Origin of the sequence: Bradyrhizobium pachyrhizi, from assembly GCF_001189245.1 — a bacterium.
Classification (GTDB): domain Bacteria; phylum Pseudomonadota; class Alphaproteobacteria; order Rhizobiales; family Xanthobacteraceae; genus Bradyrhizobium; species Bradyrhizobium pachyrhizi.
In genome coordinates, this window is sequence record NZ_LFIQ01000083.1 from 68,318 (window position 1) to 88,136 (window position 19,819).

Sequence of the window (19,819 nt, forward strand, 5' to 3'; positions counted from 1 at the left end):
TGTTATCCGGTCCGCGCCACGTTGCCCTGCGCTGATCCGCGCGACAGCCAGTTGGCGCCGCCGATCAGGACACCGAGCAGCACCGTCTGCACCAGGCTGAAGGCCGCGGTCTTGCCGATATTGCCGCCTTCGTAATAGTCGAGCAGCAGCACCGACATCACCATGGTGTTGCTGGTGTAGAGGAACAGCGACGAGCCGAGCTCGCGGATCGCCAGCACGAACAGCAGCGTCATCGACGCCAGCACGCCCGGCCGCGCCAGCGGCAAAACGATCGTCCTGATGGTGCCGAGCATGCCCTTGCCGCAGACCCAGGCCGCCTCCTCGAGCTCGCGGTGGATTTGCAGGAACGAGGTCGACAGCGCCTTCACGGTGTCCGGCATGAAGCGCGCAATGAAGGCCAGCGCGAGAATCCAGATCGTGCCGTAGAGCCCGCCCGGCACGCCGATCCAGGCCCAGAGATAGGCGACGCCGACCACCAGCCCGGGAATCGCGACCGGCAGCGTCGAGATCAGGTCGATGGCACCGCGGCCGCTGACGCGGGTGCGATGGATGGTGTAGCCGATCGCAAAGGCAAGCGCGCCGCCGACAACAGCCGTGATCACGCCGACCTCGACCGCATTGTAGATCGACCGCATCGTCAACGGATTGTCGAAGATGCTCTCGAAATGCGTCAGCGAATATTGCCGCATGTCGAACAGGCTCGCGACATCGCGGATGAACATGAACTTGCGGAACGCCGCGACGATCAGCGCCAGCGACGGCAGCACCACGACGATGAGGAGGTAGACGATCCCGATCGCGAAAGTGAGCCAGCGCCATGGACCGAGATCGAGGCTGCGCGGCCGGAACGCCTTGCCCGCGACGGTGGTATAGCTGCGTCCGCTCAGCAATTTCTGCTGCAGATAGACCAAGAGCCCCGTGACCACCATCAGAATGATCGCGACCGCCGCTGCGGTGTTGTAGAGCGGCGGCGACCAGTTGGTGAGCTTGAAGATGTAGGTGGTGAGCACGTTCAGGTTGGTCGGCGCGCCGAGCACGGCCGGGATGCCGTAGATGCCGAGCATCACGATGAACGACAGCAGCATGCCCGAGACAATCGCCGGCATGATCAGCGGGAACGTCACCGTGAACAGGGTCGCGACCGGGCTCGCGCCGGAGATTTCCGCGGCCTCCTCCAGGCTCGGGTCCATGTTGCGCAGCGCCGACGAGGTGAACATGTAGACATAGGGCGCGTAGTAGATGCCGAACACGAACACCAGGCCCCACATCGAATAGAGATCGACGCGCAGGTCGGAGCCCATCCACTTGAACATCGTGTTGATCAAGCCGGTCTTCGGCGAGCCGAGAATGGCCCAGGCCACGCCCGCGACCAGCGGCGGCGCGAACAGCGGCAGGATGCTGGCCGCCGCGATGAAGCCCTTGAATGGCGTGTTGGTGCGCACCACGATCCAGGAGAACAGGAGCCCGATCGCGACCGCGATCACCGTGCCGCCGCCGCAGGCGATCAGCGTGTTGAGCAGCGCTTCGGCGACGTTCGGATTGGCCAGCACGGCGAGGAAATTGGCGATCGACAAATGGCTCAGGCTGAGACGGATACCGTCGACCACCGGATTGGTGTCGGTGAGCGCGCCGAGCAGCAGCATGAAGACGGGATAGATGACCAGGAAGGTCAGGATCGCCAGCAATGCCGCGACCCAGAGGCCGGTGAACGCGCGGCGGCGAGTTCCCTCGCTGGCGCTTCGCATGGCTTCGCTGCGCCGGTCGGCCTGTCCGTGCAATGCGCGTTCCCTCTTGCGGCCCGATCTGACGCCGGGCCTGCTTGTATACCAAGGGTAGTCGATCGGGACTGTGACGCAAGCTATCCGAAAGTCGCTTCCGTGCGATTGTGTGACACACCACGGGAACACGAATTCGGACTGATCGCGCTCGCACGCTGCATCCACCGCCGTCGTCCCGGCGAAGGCCGGGACCCATAGTCCGCGGCGGATGTCTTGAACGGGACTCGTCGTTCCAGCATTGCCCGACAAACAGCATCGGTGATTATGGGTCCGGCCTGCGCCGGGACGACGATGCGGGTGGGCGCAATTCGAGATGCCAAAACAGCCACTCGGTGTCATCACCGCGAAAGCGAAAGCGGGTGATCCAGCATTCCAGAGACGCCAGTGCTTGAGCCGATGGGCCGCGGCGTACTGGATCGCCCGGTCGAGCCGGACGATGACAGATGTGGATGGGAACGCAGTTGCGTCGCCACAGGCTGCCGGAACGCCGGCCCTGAACGATCCGGGCCGGCGTCGGCATCCTAGGCAAGGTAATTGCCTTCGAGTGCCGGCATGATGTCGAGCACTTCGAAATAGTGGTCCCAGAACCTCGTCTCGCGCAGGTGGTCGCAGAACCACGCCCAGGCCGAGAGGTCATCGGTCTCGCAGATCATGACGTCGGTCGCCCTGGTCGAGAAGGCCTCCGGCTCGAACCAGCGCACCTTCAGCTCCGGACGGCGCCGGAGCAAAGGAATGACCTCCTCGTGCAGGAAGGCGAGGCGCTGCTCGGTCTTCAGATCGAGCCAGTGCCGCGTGGTCTTGACCATGACGAAGATATGAAACCTGTGCGGATCGTCCTCGTGCTCGGGAAGCACGGGAGACGAGGTCGTTTGCAGTGTCACCATTGATCGGTTCTCCTTTCACGGCCATAATGTGAGTAATTGCTCATATTCCACAACTCGCGTTTTGGGAGATGCCCGCCATGCCGCCGAAGCGGCGCACAAAGGCCCGCAAACAGCCGCTTCAGCAGCGTTCGCGGGAAACCGTGGCGGTGATTCTGGAAGCGGCGGCTCGCGTTTTGGAAGCGCGCGGGCTCGAGGGATACAACACCAACGCGGTCGCCGAGCGCGGCGGGATCAGCGTCGGCTCGGTGTACCAGTACTTCCCGAACAAGGACGCCCTGACGCTGGCTTTGATCACGAGGTTCGAGGACGCGCTGCTGGCGAAAGTACGAGATGCGGTTGCGGCATCCGAGGGCAAGAGCCTGACGGCGTCGCTCAACCTGATCGTTCGGGCGCAGCTCGAGGCGCATGCCGAGCGGGCCGGGCTCAATCGCATTCTGGAGGCCGAGGAGGATCGCCTGCGCCCGGCGTCATCGGGCACGTCAGCGGCCGGCGAATTGAAGGAACTGGTCGCCGACCTGCTGGCGCGGCATCGTCGTGAGATCGCAAGGCCAGTCGACGACGACGCCGTCGAGGATCTGATCGTGATCAGCCGCGCCATGGTCGACCACGCGCTTCAAAACGACCTCTCGCAGGCTGCGGCCACCCGGCGGGTGCTGCGCGCCATCGAGGGATATCTGTTCGGTCCGCGGCCGGACTCTTGACGCTTCCGGCAAGGCCGCTTCGCATACGCATCATGCAATGCCGCGGCTGGGGAACGGGATGCCGGCGTAGTACATGGCGGTCCCGGAGACATTTTCAGGCATGCTCGAGAAGACCCCGACCACCGCGGCAGCGACGCCGATCACCGATGGACTGCCGGATGGATTGCCTTGGGAACGCCGCCGCTGGGCGGTGGCCGCGATCTTCACGGCGCTGGCGATGGCCTCGCTCGATACCGCGATCGCCAATATCGCGCTGCCGGCGATCGCGAGCGATCTGCATGTCAGCCCTGCGGAAGTGGTCTGGGTGGTCAACGTCTATCAGATCGCGCTGGTAGCGACGCTGCTGCCGCTCGGCGCGCTCGGTGAAATCGTCGGCCATCAGCGGATCTATCTCGGCGGCCTGCTGCTGTTCACATTGGCGTCACTCGGCTGCGCGCTGGCATGGTCGCTGCCGAGCCTCTTGGTCGCACGCACCTTGCAGGGGCTCGGCGCCAGCGGCCTGATGAGCGTCAACACCGCGCTGGTGCGCTTCGTCTATCCAAGCCGGATGCACGGCCGCGGCTTCGGCCACAATGCGCTCGTGGTCGCGACCGCCTTCACGCTGGGGCCGACCATCGCCTCCGGAATCCTCGCGCTCGGCCCATGGCCCTGGCTGTTCGCCGTCAACATTCCCTTTGGCGTCGTCGCGTTGCTGATCGGCATGAAGACGCTGCCGACGACGCCGCGCGCCACCCACGCTTTCGATTTCACCGGCGCGGCGCTGGCCTGCGCGTGCCTCGGCCTCTTCATCATCGGCATCGGCAGCGCCGCGCACAAGGCCGCGCCGGTGCTTGTCATCGCCGAGCTTGTCGGCGCGCTGGTGATCGGCTGGATACTGACCCGGCGGCATGCCGATCATCCGGCGCCGATGCTGCCGATCGACCTGTTCCGGCGGCCGATCTTCGCGCTGTCCGCCGCGACCGCCGTCTGCTCATTCGCTGTGCAGGGCCTCGCCTTCGTATCGCTGCCGTTCTACTTCGAGGACATATTGCACCGCTCGCAGGTCGAGACCGGCTTCTTCATGACGCCCTGGCCGCTGGTGGTCGCCTTCATGGCGCCGATCGGCGGCCGGCTGTCGGACCGCTATCCAGCCGGCATCCTCGGCGGCATCGGCATGCTGCTGCTGGGACTTGGTATGGTGCTGCTCGCGACCCTGCCGGCCGAGCCCAGCGTCACCAACATCGTCTGGCGCACGATGATCTGCGGCATCGGCTTCGGCTTCTTCCAGACCCCGAACATGAAGGCGATCATGTCGAGCGCGCCGTCGCATCGCAGCGGCAGCGCCAGCGGCATCGTCGCGACCGCGCGGTTGACCGGGCAGACCACCGGCGCCGCCCTCGCCGCGCTCTGCTTCGCGCTGGCCGATCGTGAGGGCGCCACTGTAGCGCTGGCGCTGGGTGCCGGATTTGCCGCGGTCGGCAGCGTCATGAGCTTCCTGCGTTTGGCGGTCGCTTCGCCGCAAAAGTCATGACAGGTATGCAGCGCGCACAGTCCGCGGCCAAACACCACAGCATCAACTTTCTTTCGCGCTGCGAGCGCATTTTCTTGATTTGAACCGTTCCAGTTTCAAGGCCAACATCGTGCTGCAGTCCGGTCGGAGGATCGGACCATTCAGGGGATCGCGATGGCAAACCTCAAGATTAACGGCAAGACAATCACTGTAGACGTCGAGGACGACACGCCACTGTTGTGGGCTATCAGAGAGAACGTCGGACTGACGGGGACCAAATACGGCTGCGGCATTGCCCAATGCGGCGCCTGCACCGTGCATATCGACGGGGTCGCGATGCGCTCCTGTGGCGTGACGGTGAGCGAAGCGGCCGGCAAGGAGATCACCACGATCGAGGGTCTCGCGGCGGGCGGCGTGATGCACAAGGTGCAGCTCGCCTGGATCGCCAGCGACGTGCCGCAATGCGGCTACTGCCAGAGCGGCATGATCATGGCCGTCGCGGCGCTCTTGAAGGACAATCCGAAGCCGACCGACGACGACATCAACGACGCCATCACCAATATCTGCCGCTGCGGCACCTTCCAGCAGGTGCGCGAGGCGATCCATGCTGCCGCGAACGCATAAGGACGCAGCGATGAACCAGCACGTCATGCCAAAGCTCAATCGCCGCGCCTTCGTGATCGGCACCGCAACCGCCAGCGCCGGCCTCGCGCTCGGCCTCGATCTGCCGTTCGGCGGCCCCGCCGTGGTGCGCGCGGCCGACGGCGCGCCCGAGGTCAACGCCTGGGTCGTGATCCGGCCCGACGACACCGTGGTGATCCGCATCGCCCGCTCCGAAATGGGCCAGGGCACGCTCACCGGCCTCGCCCAGCTCGTCGCCGAGGAGCTGGAATGCGACTGGTCGAAGGTCACGACCGAATATCCGACGCCGGGCCAGAGCGTCGCCCGCAAGCGCGCCTGGGGCGATTTCTCGACCGGCGGCAGCCGCGGCATCCGCACCTCGCAGGACTATGTCCGCAAGGGCGGCGCCACTGCGCGCTTGATGCTGATCCAGGCGGCAGCCAACGAGTGGAAGGTGCCGGCCTCGGAGTGCAAGGCCGCCAACAGCGTCATCACCCACACACCCTCGGGCAAGACGACGACCTACGGCAAGGTCGCGGAAGCCGCGGCCAAGCTCGAGCCGCCGGCCGACGTCAAGCTGAAGGACCCGAAGGACTGGACCATCGCCGGCAAGGGCCTGAAGCGGCTCGACACCGTCGACAAGACCACCGGCAAGATGGTCTACGGCATCGACGTCAAGCTGCCGGGCATGCTGAACGCCGCGATCAAGGATTGCCCGGTGTTCGGCGGCAAGGTGAAGAGCTTTGACGAAGCCAAGATCGCCGGCATGAAGGGCGTCAAGAAGGTGGTGCAGGTCGGCGAAAGCGCCGTTGCCGTCGTCGCCGACACCTGGTGGCACGCCAAGACCGCGCTGGACGCGCTGCCGATCGTCTGGGACGAAGGCCCTAACGCCAAGGTCTCCAGCGAGACGATCGCGACATGGCTCGCCGAAGGTCTCGACAATGCGCAGCCGGCCTATGTCGGCAACCAGAATGGCGACGCCAAGGCGGCGATCGCCAGCGCTGCCAAGAAGGTCGAGGCGGTCTACAGCTATCCCTACCAGAACCACGCCACGATGGAGCCGATGAACGCCACCGTGCTCTACACGCCCGACAAATGCGAGGTGTGGTGCGGCACGCAGAATGGCGAGGCGGCATTCGCGGCGGCGCTCGAGGCCTCCGGCCTGCCGGCGGAGAAGGTCGACGTGCACAAGCTGATGCTCGGCGGCGGCTTCGGCCGGCGCGGCATGACCGACTATGTGCGGCAGGCGGTGGCGATCGCCAAGCAGATGCCGGGCACGCCGATCAAGCTGCTGTGGTCGCGCGAAGAGGACATGCAGCACGGCAAGTATCACCCGATCACGCAATGCAAGCTGACCGGTGCGTTCGATGCCGACAACAATCTGGTCGCGTTGCACTACCGGCTGTCGGGTCAATCCATCCTGTTCTCGGTGCGCCCGGAAGCGCTGCAGAACGGCATGGACCCCGCCGCGTTCCAGGGCGTCGCGCAAGCCGGCGAGGCCGCGATCGGCTATTCGGTGCCGAACCTGCTGGTCGAGCATTCGATGCGCAACCCGCACGTCCCGCCGGGCTTCTGGCGCGGCGTCAACGTCAATCACAACGCGATCTACATGGAATGCTTCATGGACGAGTTGGCGCTGGCAGTCGGCCAGGACCCGCTCGAATTCCGCCGCAAGCTGATGGGCAAGCACCCCAAGCATCTCGCCGTGCTCAACGCCGTGGCCGAGAGGATCGGCTGGGGCACGCCGGCGCCGCAGGGCGTCTATCGCGGTATCGCGCAGGTGATGGGCTATGGCAGCTATGTTGCCGGCGCCGCCGAGATCTCGGTGACCGACGGCAGCAAGATCAAGGTGCATCGCATCGTCGCCTCCACCGACCCCGGCTATGTCGTCAACCCGGCGCAGGTCGAGCGGCAGATCGCGGGCTCCTTCGTCTACGGCCTCAGCGCGCTGTTCTACGGCGGCTGCACCGTGAAGGACGGCCGCATCGAGCAGACCAATTTCGACACCTACAACTCGATGCGCATCAACGAAATGCCGAAGGTGGAATCGGTGATGGTGCCGAGCGGCGGGTTCTGGGGCGGCGTCGGCGAGCCGACCATCGGCGTCGCGGCGCCGGCGGTGCTCAACGCCTATTTCGCCGCGACGGGAAAGCGCATCCGCAGCTTCCCGCTGCGCAACCAGAACATCAGCTTCGCCTGATCAAACCGGAAGCGGCGGCCCGACCGGCCGCCGCTTCCCTTTACGGATTCTCGTGCATGGCCGTCACGCGTCATCGGACGCGCAGGGATGTGATCCGTGGCGCCGCTGCCGTCGCAGCGGCTGCCTTGGCGCGTCCGGCGTTGGCGCAGGCGGCGCCGCGCATCGCGGTGATCGGCGGCGGCTTCGGCGGCGCGGCCTGCGCGCGGGCGCTGCGGCGGCTCGACACAAAGCTTCAGGTCACGCTGATCGAGCCGAACAGGACTTTCACCGCCTGCCCGTTCAGCAACGAGGTGATCGCAGGTCTGCGCGAGCTTCCCGCACAGCAATTCAGCTATGACAAGGTTGCTGCCGACGGCATCACGGTCGCCGCACAGGCGGCCACTAAGGTCGATGCCCAGGCGCGCAGCATCGCGCTCGCTGACGGCACGACGCTGTCCTATGACCGGCTGGTGCTGGCCCCCGGCATCGACATGCGCTTCGACGCCCTCTCCGGCTATGACGAGGCAGCGGCCGAGAAGATGCCGCACGCCTGGAAGGCCGGCGAGCAAACCCTGCTGCTGCGCAGGCAGCTTGAAGCCATGGACGATGGCGGCCTCGTCGTGATCGCGGTGCCGGCTGCGCCGCTGCGCTGTCCGCCCGCGCCTTACGAGCGCGCCAGCCTGATCGCGCATTATCTGAAGGCGAACAAGCCGAAGTCGAAGATCCTGGTGCTCGACGCCAAGGACAATTACTCGCAGCAGAAGCTGTTCGAGAAAGCCTGGGCGGAGCTCTATCCCGGCATGATCGAACGGATCGCGCTGTCGCAAGGCGGACGGGTGACGTCGGTCGATCCGGCGACCAATGAGATCGTCACCGACTTCGGCAACTACACCGCCGCGGTCGCCAATGTGATCCCGCCGCAAAGGGCCGGCCGCATCGCTGACATCGCCGGAGCCGCCGACCACACCGGCTGGTGCCCGATCGATCCCGTCACCTTTGCTTCAAAGCTCGTGCCCAACATCCACGTCATCGGTGATGCCGCGATCGCCGGCGGCATCCCGAAATCCGCCTCCGCGGCGGCGGCGCAAGGCCGCGCCTGCGCGGCGGCGATCGTGAGCGCGCTGGCCGGCAAGGCGCCGGAGACGCCGCGGCTCGATGGTGCCTGTTACAACACGGTCGCGCCGGGCTACGCCTTCTCGTTGAGGGGCATCTATCAGCCCAAGGAAGATCAGTACGCCGAGGCGGAGGTGACCACGAGCCCGGTCGACGCGCCGCGCGAGGTGCGCCAGCAAGAAGCTCACCAAGCGCTCGACTGGTTCAAGAGGATCACGGGAGATGCCTTTGGCTAGGCTCGCCCTCACAATGCTTCTCGCCGCGGGACTGTTCGCGGCGTGCTGGCCCGCCGACGCCGAGGAGCTACGGCCCTACACCGTCGTGGGCGATGCGATTCCAGCCTCGCTGACGGGAACCAAGGGCGATGTCGCGCGCGGCCGCGCGCTGATCGTCGAGCGTTCCTCCACTTGCATCCTCTGTCACAGCGGCCCATTTCCCGAGCAGGCGTTCCAGGGCGACCTCGCGCCGAACCTCGCCGGCAGCGGCAGCCGCTGGTCGGAAGGACAGTTGCGGCTCCGTCTGGTCGATGCGTCGCATCTCAACGCGGCGACGATCATGCCGTCCTACTATCACGTCGAAGGGCTCGTGCGGGTCGGCACCTCCTGGCGCGGCAGGCCGATCCTGTCGGCGGAGCAGATCGAGGATATCGTGGCTTACTTGACGACACTGCGGAACTAGGACCAAGCGATGGCGAATTCGGACCACACCACACGCCGGACGTTTCTGAGCCTGACTAGCGGCGCCGCCGCGCTGGTGATCGTGCGCCCCGTGGACGCAACGCCGGCGATGCTGTCGGCCGCGGTCCGCAATGTCGTCGGCGAGGCCGATGTGCACACCGGCAAGGTCAAGCTCGACATTCCGCCGCTGGTCGAGAACGGCAATACGGTGCCAATGACGATCAGCGTCACCAGCCCGATGACGGCGGACGAGTATGTGAAGAGCATCCATGTCTTCAACGAGAAGAATCCGCAGCCGAACATCGGCAATTTTTATCTCGGGCCGCGCGCCGGACGCGCGCAGGTGTCGACCCGCATCCGCCTCGCCGACAGCCAGAAGGTCACCGCCATCGCGCGGCTGTCCGACGACACGTTCTGGTCGGCAACCGCCGACGTCGTGGTGACGCTCGCCGCCTGCACCGAGGAGGCGATCTGATGCCGTCGGCCCTGATCAATGTTCCGGCCAAGGCCAAGCGCGGCAGCGTCATCGAGATCAAGACGCTGATGTCGCACATCATGGAAACCGGCTACCGCCACACGGCCTCAGGCAGCGTTGTGCCGCGCGACATCATCACGAGCTTCATTTGCCGCTTCAATGGCAAGGAAGTGTTCCGCGCCGATCTTTATCCCGCGATCGCGGCCAATCCGTTCATCACCTTCTTCACGACGGTAACCGAGAGCGGCAAGTTCGAATTCGAATGGATCGGCGACAAGGGATTTTCGGAGACCACGCAGGCTTCGATCACGGTCGAATGAAGATTGCCGTCTGCATCGCGCTGCTGACGGCGATGGCGGGCGCCGCGCTCGCGACCGAGATCCCGCGATCCGAACGCCGCTCCGGCTACAGCTTCATGAGCGCGGACAGCAAGGCAATGCAGGACGAGGACACCGCCAATCCCGGCATGCTGTCCGTGCTCGACGGCGAGACGCTGTGGATGCGCAAGGCCGGCGCCGCCAACAAGGCCTGCGCCGACTGCCACAACGACGCCCGCGTCAGCATGAAGGGCGTCGCGGCGCACTATCCGGCCTTCGACAAGGCGCTGGGCAAGCCGGTCGACCTCGAGGGACGGATCAACCTCTGCCGGACCAACCACCAGCAGGCCACGCCCTTCGCCTATGAAAGCCGTGAGCTGCTGGCGCTGACCGCCTATGTCGCACGGCAATCGCGCGGCATGCCGATTACGGCCGGCGGCGATCCGGAGCTCGCGCCCTTCGTCGAACAGGGCCACGCGCTGTTCATGCAACGGCAGGGCCAGCTCAATCTCGGCTGCACCAGTTGCCACGATGATAACTGGGACAAGAAGCTCGCGGGCAGCGCGATCACGCAAGCGCAGCCGACCGGCTATCCGCTGTACCGGCTGGAATGGCAGGCGCTCGGATCGTTGCAGCGGCGGCTGCGCGCCTGCATCACCGGTATCCGCGCGCAGGCTTATGATTACGGCTCGCCCGAACTGGTCGAGCTCGAGCTCTATCTGATGACGCGAGCGCGCGGCATGCCGGTCGAGACGCCGGCGGTCAGGCCCTAGCGCCAACCCTCAGGGTGAGGAGCGCGAAAGCGCGTCTCGAACCATGAGGCCCCAGTCGGGCCTCGCCCTTCGAGACGCTTGCTGCGCAAGCTCCTCAGGGTGAGGAGATGGAGTTACTGCGTAGCGGTCAGCGCTCGGCGAACGCCTTCTCGACCACAAACTGCGCGGGCTCGCCGTGATTGCCCTCGACGAAGCCGCGGCCATTCAGCAGCGTGCGGGTGTCGGCGACCAGCGCCGGCGAGCCGCAGATCATGACGCGGTCATGCGCGGCATCGAGCGCCGGCAGGCCGATGTCGGTGAACAGCTTGCCCGAGGTGATGAGGTCGGTGATGCGGCCGCGGTTATGGAACGGATCGCGCGTCACGGTCGGGTAGTAGATCAGCTGGTCGCGCACCAATTCGCCGATCAGTTCGTCCTGCGGCAGCTTCTCGGTGATCATCTCGCCATAGGCGAGCTCCTTGACGCGGCGGCAGCCGTGCAGCAGCACGATCTTCTCGAACCGGTCATAAGTCTCGGGATCCTTGATCACGCTGAGGAACGGCGCGAGGCCGGTGCCGGTGCCGACCAGATAGAGGTTGCGACCGTCCTCGAGGTTGTCGATGACCAGCGTGCCGGTGGCCTTGCGGCTGACGATGATCTCGTCGCCTTCCTTGAGGTGCTGGAGGCGCGAGGTCAGCGGGCCGTCCGGAACCTTGATCGAGAAGAACTCCAGCGTGTCCTCGTAATTCGCGCTGGCGACGCTGTAGGCCCGCAGCAGCGGCTTCTCGCCGACCTTGAGCCCGATCATGGTGAACTCGCCGTTGCGAAAGCGGAACGACGGATTGCGCGTGGTTTTGAAGGAGAACAGCGTGTCGGTCCAGTGGTGAACGCTGAGGACGCTTTCCTGGTTGAAATTGCTCATCGTCAGTTTCCTTGACGCGCGGGCCAGATTGGCAGCAAAATCATTTGTACACGATCATTCGTATACAAATGAATAATCCAGCTTGATCCGGCCGTCAAGCCACGGGCACAATGGCCGGCGAAGGCGTTGAACCAAAAGGAAAAACCATGGCGCACGATGCACCTCAGGCGACCGGTCCGAGCAAGCTGGTGATCCGCAATATCGGGCTGTTGCTGTCGGGGGCCCTGGAAAAGCCGATCCTGGGTGCCGATACCATCGTCGCCGAGAACGGCAAGATCACTGCGATCGGCCGCCTCAAGGATGTCGACACCGAAGGCGCCACCACCATCGTCGACGCCAATGGCACGACGGTCGCGCCCGGCCTGATCGACAGCCACGTCCACCCTGTCGCCGGCGACTGGACGCCGCGGCAGAACCAGATCAACTGGATCGACAGCTATCTGCATGGCGGCGTCACCACCATGATCTCCGCCGGCGAGGTGCACATGCCCGGGCGGCCGCGCGACGTCGTCGGGTTGAAGGCGATGGCGATCTTCGCGCAACGCGCGTTCTGGACGCTGCGACCGGGCGGCGTGAAGGTGCATGCCGGCGCGCCCGTGATCGAATGCGGGATGGTGGAGGACGACTTCAAGGAAATGGCTGCCGCCGGCGTCAAGCTGCTCGGCGAGGTCGGGCTCGGCGGCGTCAAGGACGGACCGACCGCGCGCAAGATGGTCGGCTGGGCGCGCAAATACGGCATTCAGAGCACGATCCACACCGGCGGCCCGTCGATCCCGGGCTCCGGCCTGATCGACAAGGACGTGGTGCTGGAGGCCGACACCGACGTGGTCGGCCACATCAACGGCGGCCACACCGCCCTGCCCGACGACCAGATCCGCTGCATCTGCGAGGGCTGCAAGCGCGGGCTCGAGCTGGTGCATAACGGCAATGAGCGCTCGGCGCTGTTCACGCTGCGGACCGCGCGCGAGATGGGCGATCTGCATCGCGTCATCCTCGGCACCGACGCGCCGGCCGGCTCCGGCGTGCAGCCGCTCGGCATCTTGCGGATGGTTTCGCTATTATCCTCGCTCGGCGAACTCCCGGCCGAGCTGGCGTTCTGCCTGGCAACCGGCAATACCGCGCGGATGCGCGAGCTCGATTGCGGCCTGATCGAGATCGGCCGCTCGGCCGATTTCGTGCTGATGGACAAGGCGCAGCATTCGCCGGGCAAGAACATCCTGGAGAGCGTTCAGCTCGGCGATCTTCCGGGCATCGGAATGACCATCATCGACGGCATCGTCCGCACCCAGCGCAGCCGCAACACGCCGCCCGCCGGCAAGGTGCCGGAGGTGGTGGCGAAGTGAGGTGCGCCAAGCCGTTGCGCGCGGGTGACGGGATGAACAGCGGTGCAACATATCCGGTGTCGTCCCGGCGAAAGCCGGGACGACACTGAGTGTTTGGTGCCGCTCGTGGGTCATACGTTCACTTGCTCTCAGGGCGATAAGATAACTGGATCGGTGCTTGCTCAACCCCTTGAGCGGGCTGCCAGATCGCGCGCCCGGCGCCGCGCGGCTTTGCCGCGCCGGCGCCGTCACCGAACCTTGTTTTCAGCTGTCACCGTTGAGGTGTAGTCTGCCCGCAAGCGAACCTTAGCCGGCAGCACTCGCAAGAGGCATTTTTCGATCCGGATTTAAGTTCTTGCTGCTGTATGCCGCCGTGCCGTGTCGATCCACATCACACAATCTGGAGGCAGCCGATGACGATGAGGCCAGATCCTACGTTCCACGCGTCGCCGAAGCTCGCGATGGAAGCGCCGGCCGAGAGCTTTGCCTACACCGTGCTGCTCAGTCCGGATTTTTCAAAGCCGGACGCGCTCGCGGTGATCGACGTCAAGGCCGGCTCTCCGACCTACAGCAAGATCGTCCACACTGTGACGATGCCCAACAAGGGCGACGAGTTCCACCATTTCGGCTGGAACGCCTGCTCGTCGGCGCTGTCCCCGCTGGCCGGACACGCCTTCCTCGAGCGTCGCTATCTCATCATTCCCGGCATGCGATCCTCCCGGATCTATATCGTCGACACCAAGCCGGACCCGACGCAAGCGAAGATCCACAAGATCATCGAGCCCGAGGAAATCTTCAAGAAGACCGGCTACTCGCGACCGCATACCATCCACTGCGGGCCGGAAGGCATCTATGTCAGCACGCTCGGCGGGAGCGGCAAGGACGGTACCGACGGGCCGCCCGGCATCTTCATCATGGACTGCGAGACATTCGAGGTGCTCGGCCGGTGGGAGATCGATCGTGGCCCGCAGACCAAGCATTATGATTTCTGGTGGAACCTGCCGCGCGACTACATGGTGAGCAGCGAGTGGGCCCTGCCGCCGCAGTTCGAGAACGGCATCGTGCCGGAAGACCTGCTGTCGAACAAATACGGCCACCGGCTGCATTTCTGGGACCTGCGCGCCCGACGCAACGTCCAGACCATCGACCTCGGCGCCAATCATCAGATGGCGCTGGAGGTGCGTCCGGCGCACGATCCGGTTCGCGAACACGGCTTCGTTGGCGTCGTGGTCGATACCACGAACCTCGAGGGTTCGATCTGGACCTGGTGGCGCGAGGGCGGCAAGTTTCACATCGAGAAGACGGTGACGATCCCGCCCGAGCCTGCATCGAAAGACCAACTGCCGCCGCTGTTGCAGGGTTTCGGCGCCGTACCTCCGCTGGTGACCGATATCGACTTGTCGATGGATGACAAGTTTCTCTACGTCGCCTGCTGGGGCACCGGCGAGATGCGCCAATACGATGTCAGCGATCCGCGCAAGCCGAAGCTCGCCGGATCGGTCCGCATCGGCGGCATCGTTCGTCGCGCGCCTCACCCGAACGGACAGGCCTTTGCCGGCGGGCCGCAGATGGTCGAGATCAGCCGTGACGGCAAGCGGGTGTACTGGACCAATTCGCTCTATTCGACCTGGGACGACCAGTTCTATCCGCAAGGCATTCCCGGCGCCGAGGTGATGGCGAATGCAAGCCCGGGCGGTGGGCTCGAACTGGCGAAGGACTACTGGGTCAGCTTCCCCGACGGCTACCGGGCGCACCAGATCCGGCTCGATGGCGGCGACTGCTCCACCGACTCGTTCTGCTATCCGTCGGTCTAGAGCGTTTTCAAGCGAAGTAGGTACCGGTTCGCGTGAAGAATACGCGTCAAAACAAGAATCCAGAGCCCGTTCCGATTCGATCGGAACGGAAAAGGCCCTGACGTGGGCCCGGCCGACTGGACTCCGGCCTGGCTGTGGCTGGCGGTCATCGCGAGCGGCCTCTACCACGGGATCAACCCGGGCATGGGCTGGCCGCTCGCCGTTTCTGCGGGATTGATGCAGAGGAGTTCGCGCGCACTGGTGACCGCGCTTGGCCCGCTCGCGATCGGTCATTTGCTGGCGATGCTGCTGGTGATCCTTCCGTTCGCGCTGCTGATCACCCTCGTCGAATGGCAGCGCACGATCCGGATCGGCGCCAGCCTGCTCGTCATCCTGTTTGGCATCTATCGGCTGATCGACCGGCGCCATCCGCGGGCCCTGGCCCGAATACCGCCGACGCAACTTGTCCTGTGGTCATTCGCGGTGGCGATCGCCCATGGCGCGGCGCTGATGCTGGTGCCGATCTATCTGGGGCTGTGCCGCGAGGCTGAAGCCGACCAAGGCCATGCGGCTGCCAACAGCCTGATCGATACCAGCCTCACCATGGCCGTGCTGGTCTCGATCGTCCATGCCGGCGCGATGATCGCCGCCGGCGGATGCCTGGCATGGCTGGTCTACCGCTACCTCGGCCTGAAATTCGTATCCCGGAGCTGGTTCAACCTCGACACGGTTTGGGCGCTCAGCCTGGTGCTGGTGGGCGCCGTCGCGCTGGCGCTTGGCCTGGAATCGTAGGGTGGGTAGAGCGAAGCGAAACCCACCATCTCGATCCGCGGAACGAAAGCCGATGCGTTTCGCTGCGCTCTACCCCATCCGACAATCTGCCTGCGTAACGCTGATAGATTGCTTCACCGCAACTTGCCGAGCAGCGCGATCAGCGTCTCGCGCTCCTTGGCGTCGAGCGGCGCCAGCGTCTCCCTGGAGATCACCAGCGCATTGGGCGCGGCCTTGTCGGCCATCTGCTGGCCGGCGCGTGTCAGGCTCACCAGCAGGCGGCGGCCGTCGTCGGGATCGGGCGAGGTCTCGGTCAGGCCGCGCGCGGTCAGGCGATCGATCACGCCCTTGATGGTCGCAACGTCCATCGACGTCAGCCGTCCGAGCTGGTTCTGGGAGCAGGCGCCGACCTCCGACAGCTTCGACAGCGCCGCCCACTGCGTCGGCGTCAGATTGATGCCGATCTCTCGGGCGAAGATCACGGCGTGGCGCTGCGACACCTGGCGCAGGATGAAGCCGATCTGCTCGTCCAGCACGTATCCCGGCTTGGTCGCCTTCCCGTTTCGCTTCGGTGCCGCACTCCTCGCCATTGTCCACCCCGCCCTTACAGCGACAGATGCGCGTCACGGATATCCGGACGCGCATCGAGCTCCGCCATGGTGCCGCCGAAGCAGATCCGGCCGCGCTCGATGATATAGGCGCGATCCGAAATCAGCCGGGCGAAATGCAGATTCTGCTCGGAGACGACGATGCTCACGCCCTCTTTCTTCATCGCCAGGATCGCATCGACCATCTGCTCGACGATCTTCGGCGACAGACCTTCGGAGGGCTCATCGAGCAGCACCAGCGACGGATTGCCCATCAGCGTGCGCGCGATCGTCAGCATCTGCTGCTCGCCGCCGCTCATGCGCCCGCCGGGCCGGCCGCGCATCTCGCCGAGATTGGGAAACAGCTTGAACAGCTTTTCGCGATCCCATTGCGGCGCGGCTGCCCGCTTCGGCTGCCGGCCGACCTCGAGATTCTCCTCGACCGTCAAATCCGTGAAGATGCGCCGCTCCTCCGGGACGTAGCCGAGCCCGCCGCGCACGATCGCATGCGTCGGCAGATCAGAGACGTCCCGGCCCTCGAACATCACGCGGCCGGAGCGGTTCTGGACCAGGCCGACGATGGAGCGGAACGTGGTCGATTTGCCCGCGCCGTTGCGCCCGAGCAAGGCGACCACTTCGCCCTCGCCGACCTCGAGCGCGATGTCGAACAGAATATGCGCCGGGCCGTAGAAGCTGTTGAGGTCCTTTACCGTCAGCTTCATGCCGATGCTCCCTCGCGGTGCCGGGCGTCATAGACGAGACCCTCGCCGAGATAGATCGCGCGCACCTGGGCATTGCCGCGGACTTCTTCGGGCGAGCCTTCGGCGATCAGGCTGCCGCGGTTGAGTACCAGGATGCGGTCGGCATGCTCGAACACCACGTCCATGTCGTGCTCGGTGAACAGCACGCCGATCGATTGCTCGCGCGCGATCCGCGCCGTCAGCCGCATCAGCTCGACGCGCTCGCGCGGCGCCATGCCGGCGGTCGGTTCGTCCATCAAGAGCAGCTTCGGCTGGTTGGCGAGAGCGATCGCAAGCTCGAGCCGCTTGACGTCGCCATAGGCGAGCTCGCCGCAGGGCCGCTCCGCATAGGCGCCCATGCCGACCAGATCGAGCAGCCGCCCGGCCTCGTCTCGAGCGTGGCGGGCGGTCGAGGCCCACAGATTGAACAACTGCCCGCCATGCGAGACCAGCGCGACCTGCACGTTCTCGCGTACCGTCATGGTTGGGAACGTCGCCGCGATCTGAAAGGTGCGGCCGACGCCCATGCGCCAGATCACGCGCGGCTTCTTGCCGGTGGTCTCCGCGCCCAGCACGCGGATGCGGCCGCTGTCGGGAATGTTCTGGCCGTTGAGCATGTCGAAGCAGGTGCTTTTTCCCGCGCCGTTCGGCCCGATCAGCGCCAAAATCTCGCCCGCGCGCAGTTCGAAGGAGACGCCGCGCACGGCATGCACGCCGCCATAGGATTTGGTCAGCCCCTCGACCGACAGCAATGTGGGAACCATGCTCATTCGGCGCTCTCGATGCGGGAGGTCAGCAAGGGCGATACCGACGACGAGGATTTGCGCCGGCGATGCATCAAGGCTTCGAGCGTGCCGACGATGCCCTTGGGGAACGCGACCACGATCAGCACCACGAACGCGCCGAGCACGAGTTTTGACCAATCGGTCTGGCTGACCAGCCAGATGTTGAGCGCCTTGTAGACGATGGCGCCGACCACCGCGCCCGACACCGTCTCGACACCGCCGAGCAGCACCATGACCAGCGCATCGACCGACAGCGAGATGCCCATATTGTCGGGGAACACGCTGCCCTTGAGATAGGCGAACAGCGCACCGGCAAGGCCGGCGACCGTGCCCGCGATCACGAAGGCGGTCCACTGGATCCGCTTGCCGTCGATACCGATGGCTTCGCTGCGCAGCGGCGAATCGCGCGTCGCGCGCAGCGCGAAGCCGAACGGCGAGAACACGATGATGCGGAGAATCACCACCGCAAGCGCGGCGATGCCGAGCGACAGCCAATAGAAATGCGACGGGCTCGCAGCCCATTTTTCCGGCCAGACCCCGAGGATGCCGTTGTCGCCGCCGGTGACCGACACCCACTGGAACGCGATCGACCAGACGATCTGGGCAAAGGCCAGGGTCAGCATCGCGAAATAGACCCCGGAGAGCTGCACCGCGAAGAAGCCGAACACGGCCGCGCCCATTAGCCCGAGCAGCGGGCCGAGCAGCAGGCAGGCGATCATCGGCAAACCGGCCATCTTGGCGAGCAGCGCCACGCCATAGGCGCCGAGGCCGAAATAGGCCGCGTGGCCGAACGAGGCGAGCCCGCCGACCGACATCAGGAAGTGCAGACTGACCGCAAAGATCACGAAGATCGCGATCTCCGAGCCGACCGTGAGCAAATAATTGCCGGCGACGAAGGGCAGCGCAGCGGCGAGGACGAGCACGGCAATCGCGGCGAACCGTTCGTTCATCGTCAGCGGCCGCCACGGATTGACGGTCAGCCCCGGCGTGCGCCGTGCCGGCGCCTCGGGCTTGCCGAACAGTCCCCACGGCCGGACGATGAGCACCACCGCCATCACCAGGAACACCAGGATGATGGAGATCTTCGGAAAGATCAGGATGCCGAAGGCGTTGAGCTCCGACACCAGCACCGCCGCGACGAAGGCGCCGATGATGCTGCCGAGGCCGCCGATCACCACCACGACGAAGACCTCGACGATGACGCGCAGATCCATCGCGTGGTTGACCGCGTCGCGCGGAATCTGCAGCGCGCCGCCGAGTGCGGCGAGGAAGACGCCGAGCGCGAACACGCTGGTGAACAGCCATTTCTGATTGACGCCGAGCGCCGCGACCATGTCGCGGTCCTGCGTCGCCGCACGCACCAGCACGCCCCAGCGGGTGCGCTGGAACAACAGCCAGAGGACGCCGAGCACGACCGGCCCGAGCACGATCAGGAACAGATCGTAGCTCGGAATATTCTGGCCGAAGAAATCGATCGCGCCCTTGAAGCCGGGCGCGCGGCGGCCGACCAGATCGTCCGGGCCCCAGATCAGAACCGCGAGATCCTCGACCATCAGCGTCAGGCCGAAGGTGGCGAGCAACTGGAACAGCTCCGGCGAATGATAGATCCGGCGCAGCAGCACCATCTCGACCAGCACGCCGATCACAGCAACCGCCAGCGCGGCAACGACGATGCCGCCCCAGAAGCCGAGCGCACCGGAGAAGCGCTCGGTCAGCGTGAAGGCGACATAGGCGCCGAGCATGTAGAACGCGCCATGCGCGAAATTCACGATCCGCGTCACGCCGAAGATGATCGACAGACCCGAAGCGACCAGGAACAGCGACGCCGCGCTGGCAAGACCGGTCAGGAACTGGACGACGTAGAAAGCCATGGGCGGTCCGCGTTGGAGTTTCTGTTCACCTCGCCCCGCCTG

Annotated in this window: 19 protein-coding genes; 12 read left to right on the forward strand and 7 right to left on the reverse strand. The window is 65.4% G+C overall.

Annotated elements, in window-relative coordinates; translation table 11 throughout:
* Window positions 1-2 precede the first annotated feature (2 nt).
* Together AKL29_RS18570 and AKL29_RS18575 are read right to left on the reverse strand one after the other, a co-directional pair.
* Window positions 3-1,745 (reverse strand): ABC transporter permease, encoded by a 1,743-nt coding sequence (locus tag AKL29_RS18570; RefSeq protein WP_050385128.1) that lies wholly within the window; start codon window positions 1,743-1,745, stop codon window positions 3-5.
* A gap of 554 nt (window positions 1,746-2,299) precedes the next feature.
* The gene (locus AKL29_RS18575) at window positions 2,300-2,662 is read right to left on the reverse strand and encodes a darcynin family protein (protein ID WP_016846500.1); all 363 of its coding nucleotides are present in this window, start codon (window positions 2,660-2,662) and stop codon (window positions 2,300-2,302) included.
* Between the two features lie 140 nt (window positions 2,663-2,802).
* Between AKL29_RS18575 and AKL29_RS18580 the strand changes: the two genes are divergently transcribed.
* The 9 genes from AKL29_RS18580 to soxA all read left to right on the forward strand — a co-directional run bounded on the left by AKL29_RS18580 (window position 2,803) and on the right by soxA (window position 11,007).
* A complete protein-coding gene (locus AKL29_RS18580; protein ID WP_160321760.1) occupies window positions 2,803-3,363 on the forward strand; it encodes a TetR/AcrR family transcriptional regulator in 561 nt (186 codons plus the stop codon).
* A 100-nt stretch (window positions 3,364-3,463) separates the two neighbouring features.
* Window positions 3,464-4,873: an MFS transporter gene (locus tag AKL29_RS18585; RefSeq protein ID WP_050385130.1), complete on the forward strand. Its 1,410-nt coding sequence runs from the start codon at window positions 3,464-3,466 to the stop codon at window positions 4,871-4,873.
* A 153-nt stretch (window positions 4,874-5,026) separates the two neighbouring features.
* Window positions 5,027-5,476: a (2Fe-2S)-binding protein gene (locus tag AKL29_RS18590; RefSeq protein ID WP_016846497.1), complete on the forward strand. Its 450-nt coding sequence runs from the start codon at window positions 5,027-5,029 to the stop codon at window positions 5,474-5,476.
* A gap of 10 nt (window positions 5,477-5,486) precedes the next feature.
* Window positions 5,487-7,673: a xanthine dehydrogenase family protein molybdopterin-binding subunit gene (locus AKL29_RS18595; protein ID WP_050385131.1), complete on the forward strand. Its 2,187-nt coding sequence runs from the start codon at window positions 5,487-5,489 to the stop codon at window positions 7,671-7,673.
* A gap of 56 nt (window positions 7,674-7,729) precedes the next feature.
* Complete coding sequence (locus tag AKL29_RS18600) at window positions 7,730-9,001, forward strand: NAD(P)/FAD-dependent oxidoreductase (protein WP_050385132.1); 1,272 nt, start codon at window positions 7,730-7,732, stop codon at window positions 8,999-9,001.
* A 13-nt stretch (window positions 9,002-9,014) separates the two neighbouring features.
* On the forward strand, window positions 9,015-9,443 hold the full coding sequence (soxX, locus tag AKL29_RS18605) for a sulfur oxidation c-type cytochrome SoxX (protein ID WP_050385133.1): 429 nt from the start codon (window positions 9,015-9,017) through the stop codon (window positions 9,441-9,443).
* 9 nt (window positions 9,444-9,452) lie between these two features.
* Window positions 9,453-9,917: a SoxY-related AACIE arm protein gene (locus tag AKL29_RS18610; protein ID WP_050385134.1), complete on the forward strand. Its 465-nt coding sequence runs from the start codon at window positions 9,453-9,455 to the stop codon at window positions 9,915-9,917.
* Window positions 9,917-10,237 carry a thiosulfate oxidation carrier complex protein SoxZ gene (gene soxZ / locus AKL29_RS18615; RefSeq protein WP_028334359.1) on the forward strand — a complete coding sequence of 107 codons (321 nt, stop codon included), beginning with the start codon at window positions 9,917-9,919 and terminating at the stop codon, window positions 10,235-10,237. The genes AKL29_RS18610 and soxZ overlap by 1 nt, the downstream gene beginning before the upstream one ends.
* The gene (gene soxA / locus AKL29_RS18620; RefSeq protein WP_050385135.1) at window positions 10,234-11,007 is read left to right on the forward strand and encodes a sulfur oxidation c-type cytochrome SoxA; all 774 of its coding nucleotides are present in this window, start codon (window positions 10,234-10,236) and stop codon (window positions 11,005-11,007) included. Before soxZ ends, soxA begins: the two co-directional genes overlap by 4 nt.
* Window positions 11,008-11,134: 127 nt before the next feature.
* Here soxA and AKL29_RS18625 read toward each other — a convergent pair whose 3' ends face one another.
* Entirely contained in the window at window positions 11,135-11,908 is a 774-nt protein-coding gene (locus tag AKL29_RS18625) for a ferredoxin--NADP reductase (RefSeq protein ID WP_050385136.1), read from the reverse strand.
* A gap of 146 nt (window positions 11,909-12,054) precedes the next feature.
* On the opposite strand from AKL29_RS18625, the gene AKL29_RS18630 reads away from it, so the two are divergent.
* From AKL29_RS18630 to AKL29_RS18640, 3 genes are all read left to right on the forward strand, one after another.
* The gene (locus AKL29_RS18630) at window positions 12,055-13,251 is read left to right on the forward strand and encodes an amidohydrolase family protein (protein WP_050385137.1); all 1,197 of its coding nucleotides are present in this window, start codon (window positions 12,055-12,057) and stop codon (window positions 13,249-13,251) included.
* A 392-nt stretch (window positions 13,252-13,643) separates the two neighbouring features.
* Window positions 13,644-15,044 carry a selenium-binding protein SBP56-related protein gene (locus tag AKL29_RS18635; protein WP_050385138.1) on the forward strand — a complete coding sequence of 467 codons (1,401 nt, stop codon included), beginning with the start codon at window positions 13,644-13,646 and terminating at the stop codon, window positions 15,042-15,044.
* Window positions 15,045-15,146: 102 nt separating this feature from the next.
* Window positions 15,147-15,815 carry a hypothetical protein gene (locus AKL29_RS18640; protein WP_050385139.1) on the forward strand — a complete coding sequence of 223 codons (669 nt, stop codon included), beginning with the start codon at window positions 15,147-15,149 and terminating at the stop codon, window positions 15,813-15,815.
* Window positions 15,816-15,928: 113 nt separating this feature from the next.
* Here the strand turns inward: AKL29_RS18640 and AKL29_RS18645 are convergent, their stop codons facing one another.
* The 4 genes from AKL29_RS18645 to AKL29_RS18660 are packed head-to-tail and all read right to left on the reverse strand — an operon-like array spanning window position 15,929 to window position 19,777.
* Window positions 15,929-16,384, reverse strand: coding sequence for a MarR family winged helix-turn-helix transcriptional regulator (locus tag AKL29_RS18645; protein WP_050385140.1), 456 nt, complete (start codon window positions 16,382-16,384; stop codon window positions 15,929-15,931).
* Window positions 16,385-16,398: 14 nt separating this feature from the next.
* A complete protein-coding gene (locus tag AKL29_RS18650) occupies window positions 16,399-17,103 on the reverse strand; it encodes an ABC transporter ATP-binding protein (protein ID WP_050385141.1) in 705 nt (234 codons plus the stop codon).
* Window positions 17,100-17,891, reverse strand: a complete 792-nt coding sequence (locus tag AKL29_RS18655; RefSeq protein WP_016842451.1) for an ABC transporter ATP-binding protein — start codon at window positions 17,889-17,891, stop codon at window positions 17,100-17,102. The genes AKL29_RS18650 and AKL29_RS18655 overlap by 4 nt, the downstream gene beginning before the upstream one ends.
* Window positions 17,888-19,777: an ABC transporter permease gene (locus AKL29_RS18660; protein WP_050385142.1), complete on the reverse strand. Its 1,890-nt coding sequence runs from the start codon at window positions 19,775-19,777 to the stop codon at window positions 17,888-17,890. The genes AKL29_RS18655 and AKL29_RS18660 overlap by 4 nt, the downstream gene beginning before the upstream one ends.
* Between the last annotated feature and the right edge of the window lie 42 nt (window positions 19,778-19,819).

Coding starts and splice junctions, on each gene's coding strand:
- AKL29_RS18570 (WP_050385128.1), bottom strand. CDS start 1,745: ATGCGAAGCGCCAGCGAGGGAACTCGCCGCCGCGCGTTCACCGGCCTC.
- AKL29_RS18575 (WP_016846500.1), bottom strand. CDS start 2,662: ATGGTGACACTGCAAACGACCTCGTCTCCCGTGCTTCCCGAGCACGAG.
- AKL29_RS18585 (WP_050385130.1), top strand. CDS start 3,464: ATGCTCGAGAAGACCCCGACCACCGCGGCAGCGACGCCGATCACCGAT.
- AKL29_RS18590 (WP_016846497.1), top strand. CDS start 5,027: ATGGCAAACCTCAAGATTAACGGCAAGACAATCACTGTAGACGTCGAG.
- AKL29_RS18595 (WP_050385131.1), top strand. CDS start 5,487: ATGAACCAGCACGTCATGCCAAAGCTCAATCGCCGCGCCTTCGTGATC.
- AKL29_RS18600 (WP_050385132.1), top strand. CDS start 7,730: ATGGCCGTCACGCGTCATCGGACGCGCAGGGATGTGATCCGTGGCGCC.
- soxX (WP_050385133.1), top strand. CDS start 9,015: ATGCTTCTCGCCGCGGGACTGTTCGCGGCGTGCTGGCCCGCCGACGCC.
- AKL29_RS18610 (WP_050385134.1), top strand. CDS start 9,453: ATGGCGAATTCGGACCACACCACACGCCGGACGTTTCTGAGCCTGACT.
- soxZ (WP_028334359.1), top strand. CDS start 9,917: ATGCCGTCGGCCCTGATCAATGTTCCGGCCAAGGCCAAGCGCGGCAGC.
- soxA (WP_050385135.1), top strand. CDS start 10,234: ATGAAGATTGCCGTCTGCATCGCGCTGCTGACGGCGATGGCGGGCGCC.
- AKL29_RS18625 (WP_050385136.1), bottom strand. CDS start 11,908: ATGAGCAATTTCAACCAGGAAAGCGTCCTCAGCGTTCACCACTGGACC.
- AKL29_RS18630 (WP_050385137.1), top strand. CDS start 12,055: ATGGCGCACGATGCACCTCAGGCGACCGGTCCGAGCAAGCTGGTGATC.
- AKL29_RS18635 (WP_050385138.1), top strand. CDS start 13,644: ATGACGATGAGGCCAGATCCTACGTTCCACGCGTCGCCGAAGCTCGCG.
- AKL29_RS18645 (WP_050385140.1), bottom strand. CDS start 16,384: ATGGCGAGGAGTGCGGCACCGAAGCGAAACGGGAAGGCGACCAAGCCG.
- AKL29_RS18650 (WP_050385141.1), bottom strand. CDS start 17,103: ATGAAGCTGACGGTAAAGGACCTCAACAGCTTCTACGGCCCGGCGCAT.
- AKL29_RS18655 (WP_016842451.1), bottom strand. CDS start 17,891: ATGAGCATGGTTCCCACATTGCTGTCGGTCGAGGGGCTGACCAAATCC.
- AKL29_RS18660 (WP_050385142.1), bottom strand. CDS start 19,777: ATGGCTTTCTACGTCGTCCAGTTCCTGACCGGTCTTGCCAGCGCGGCG.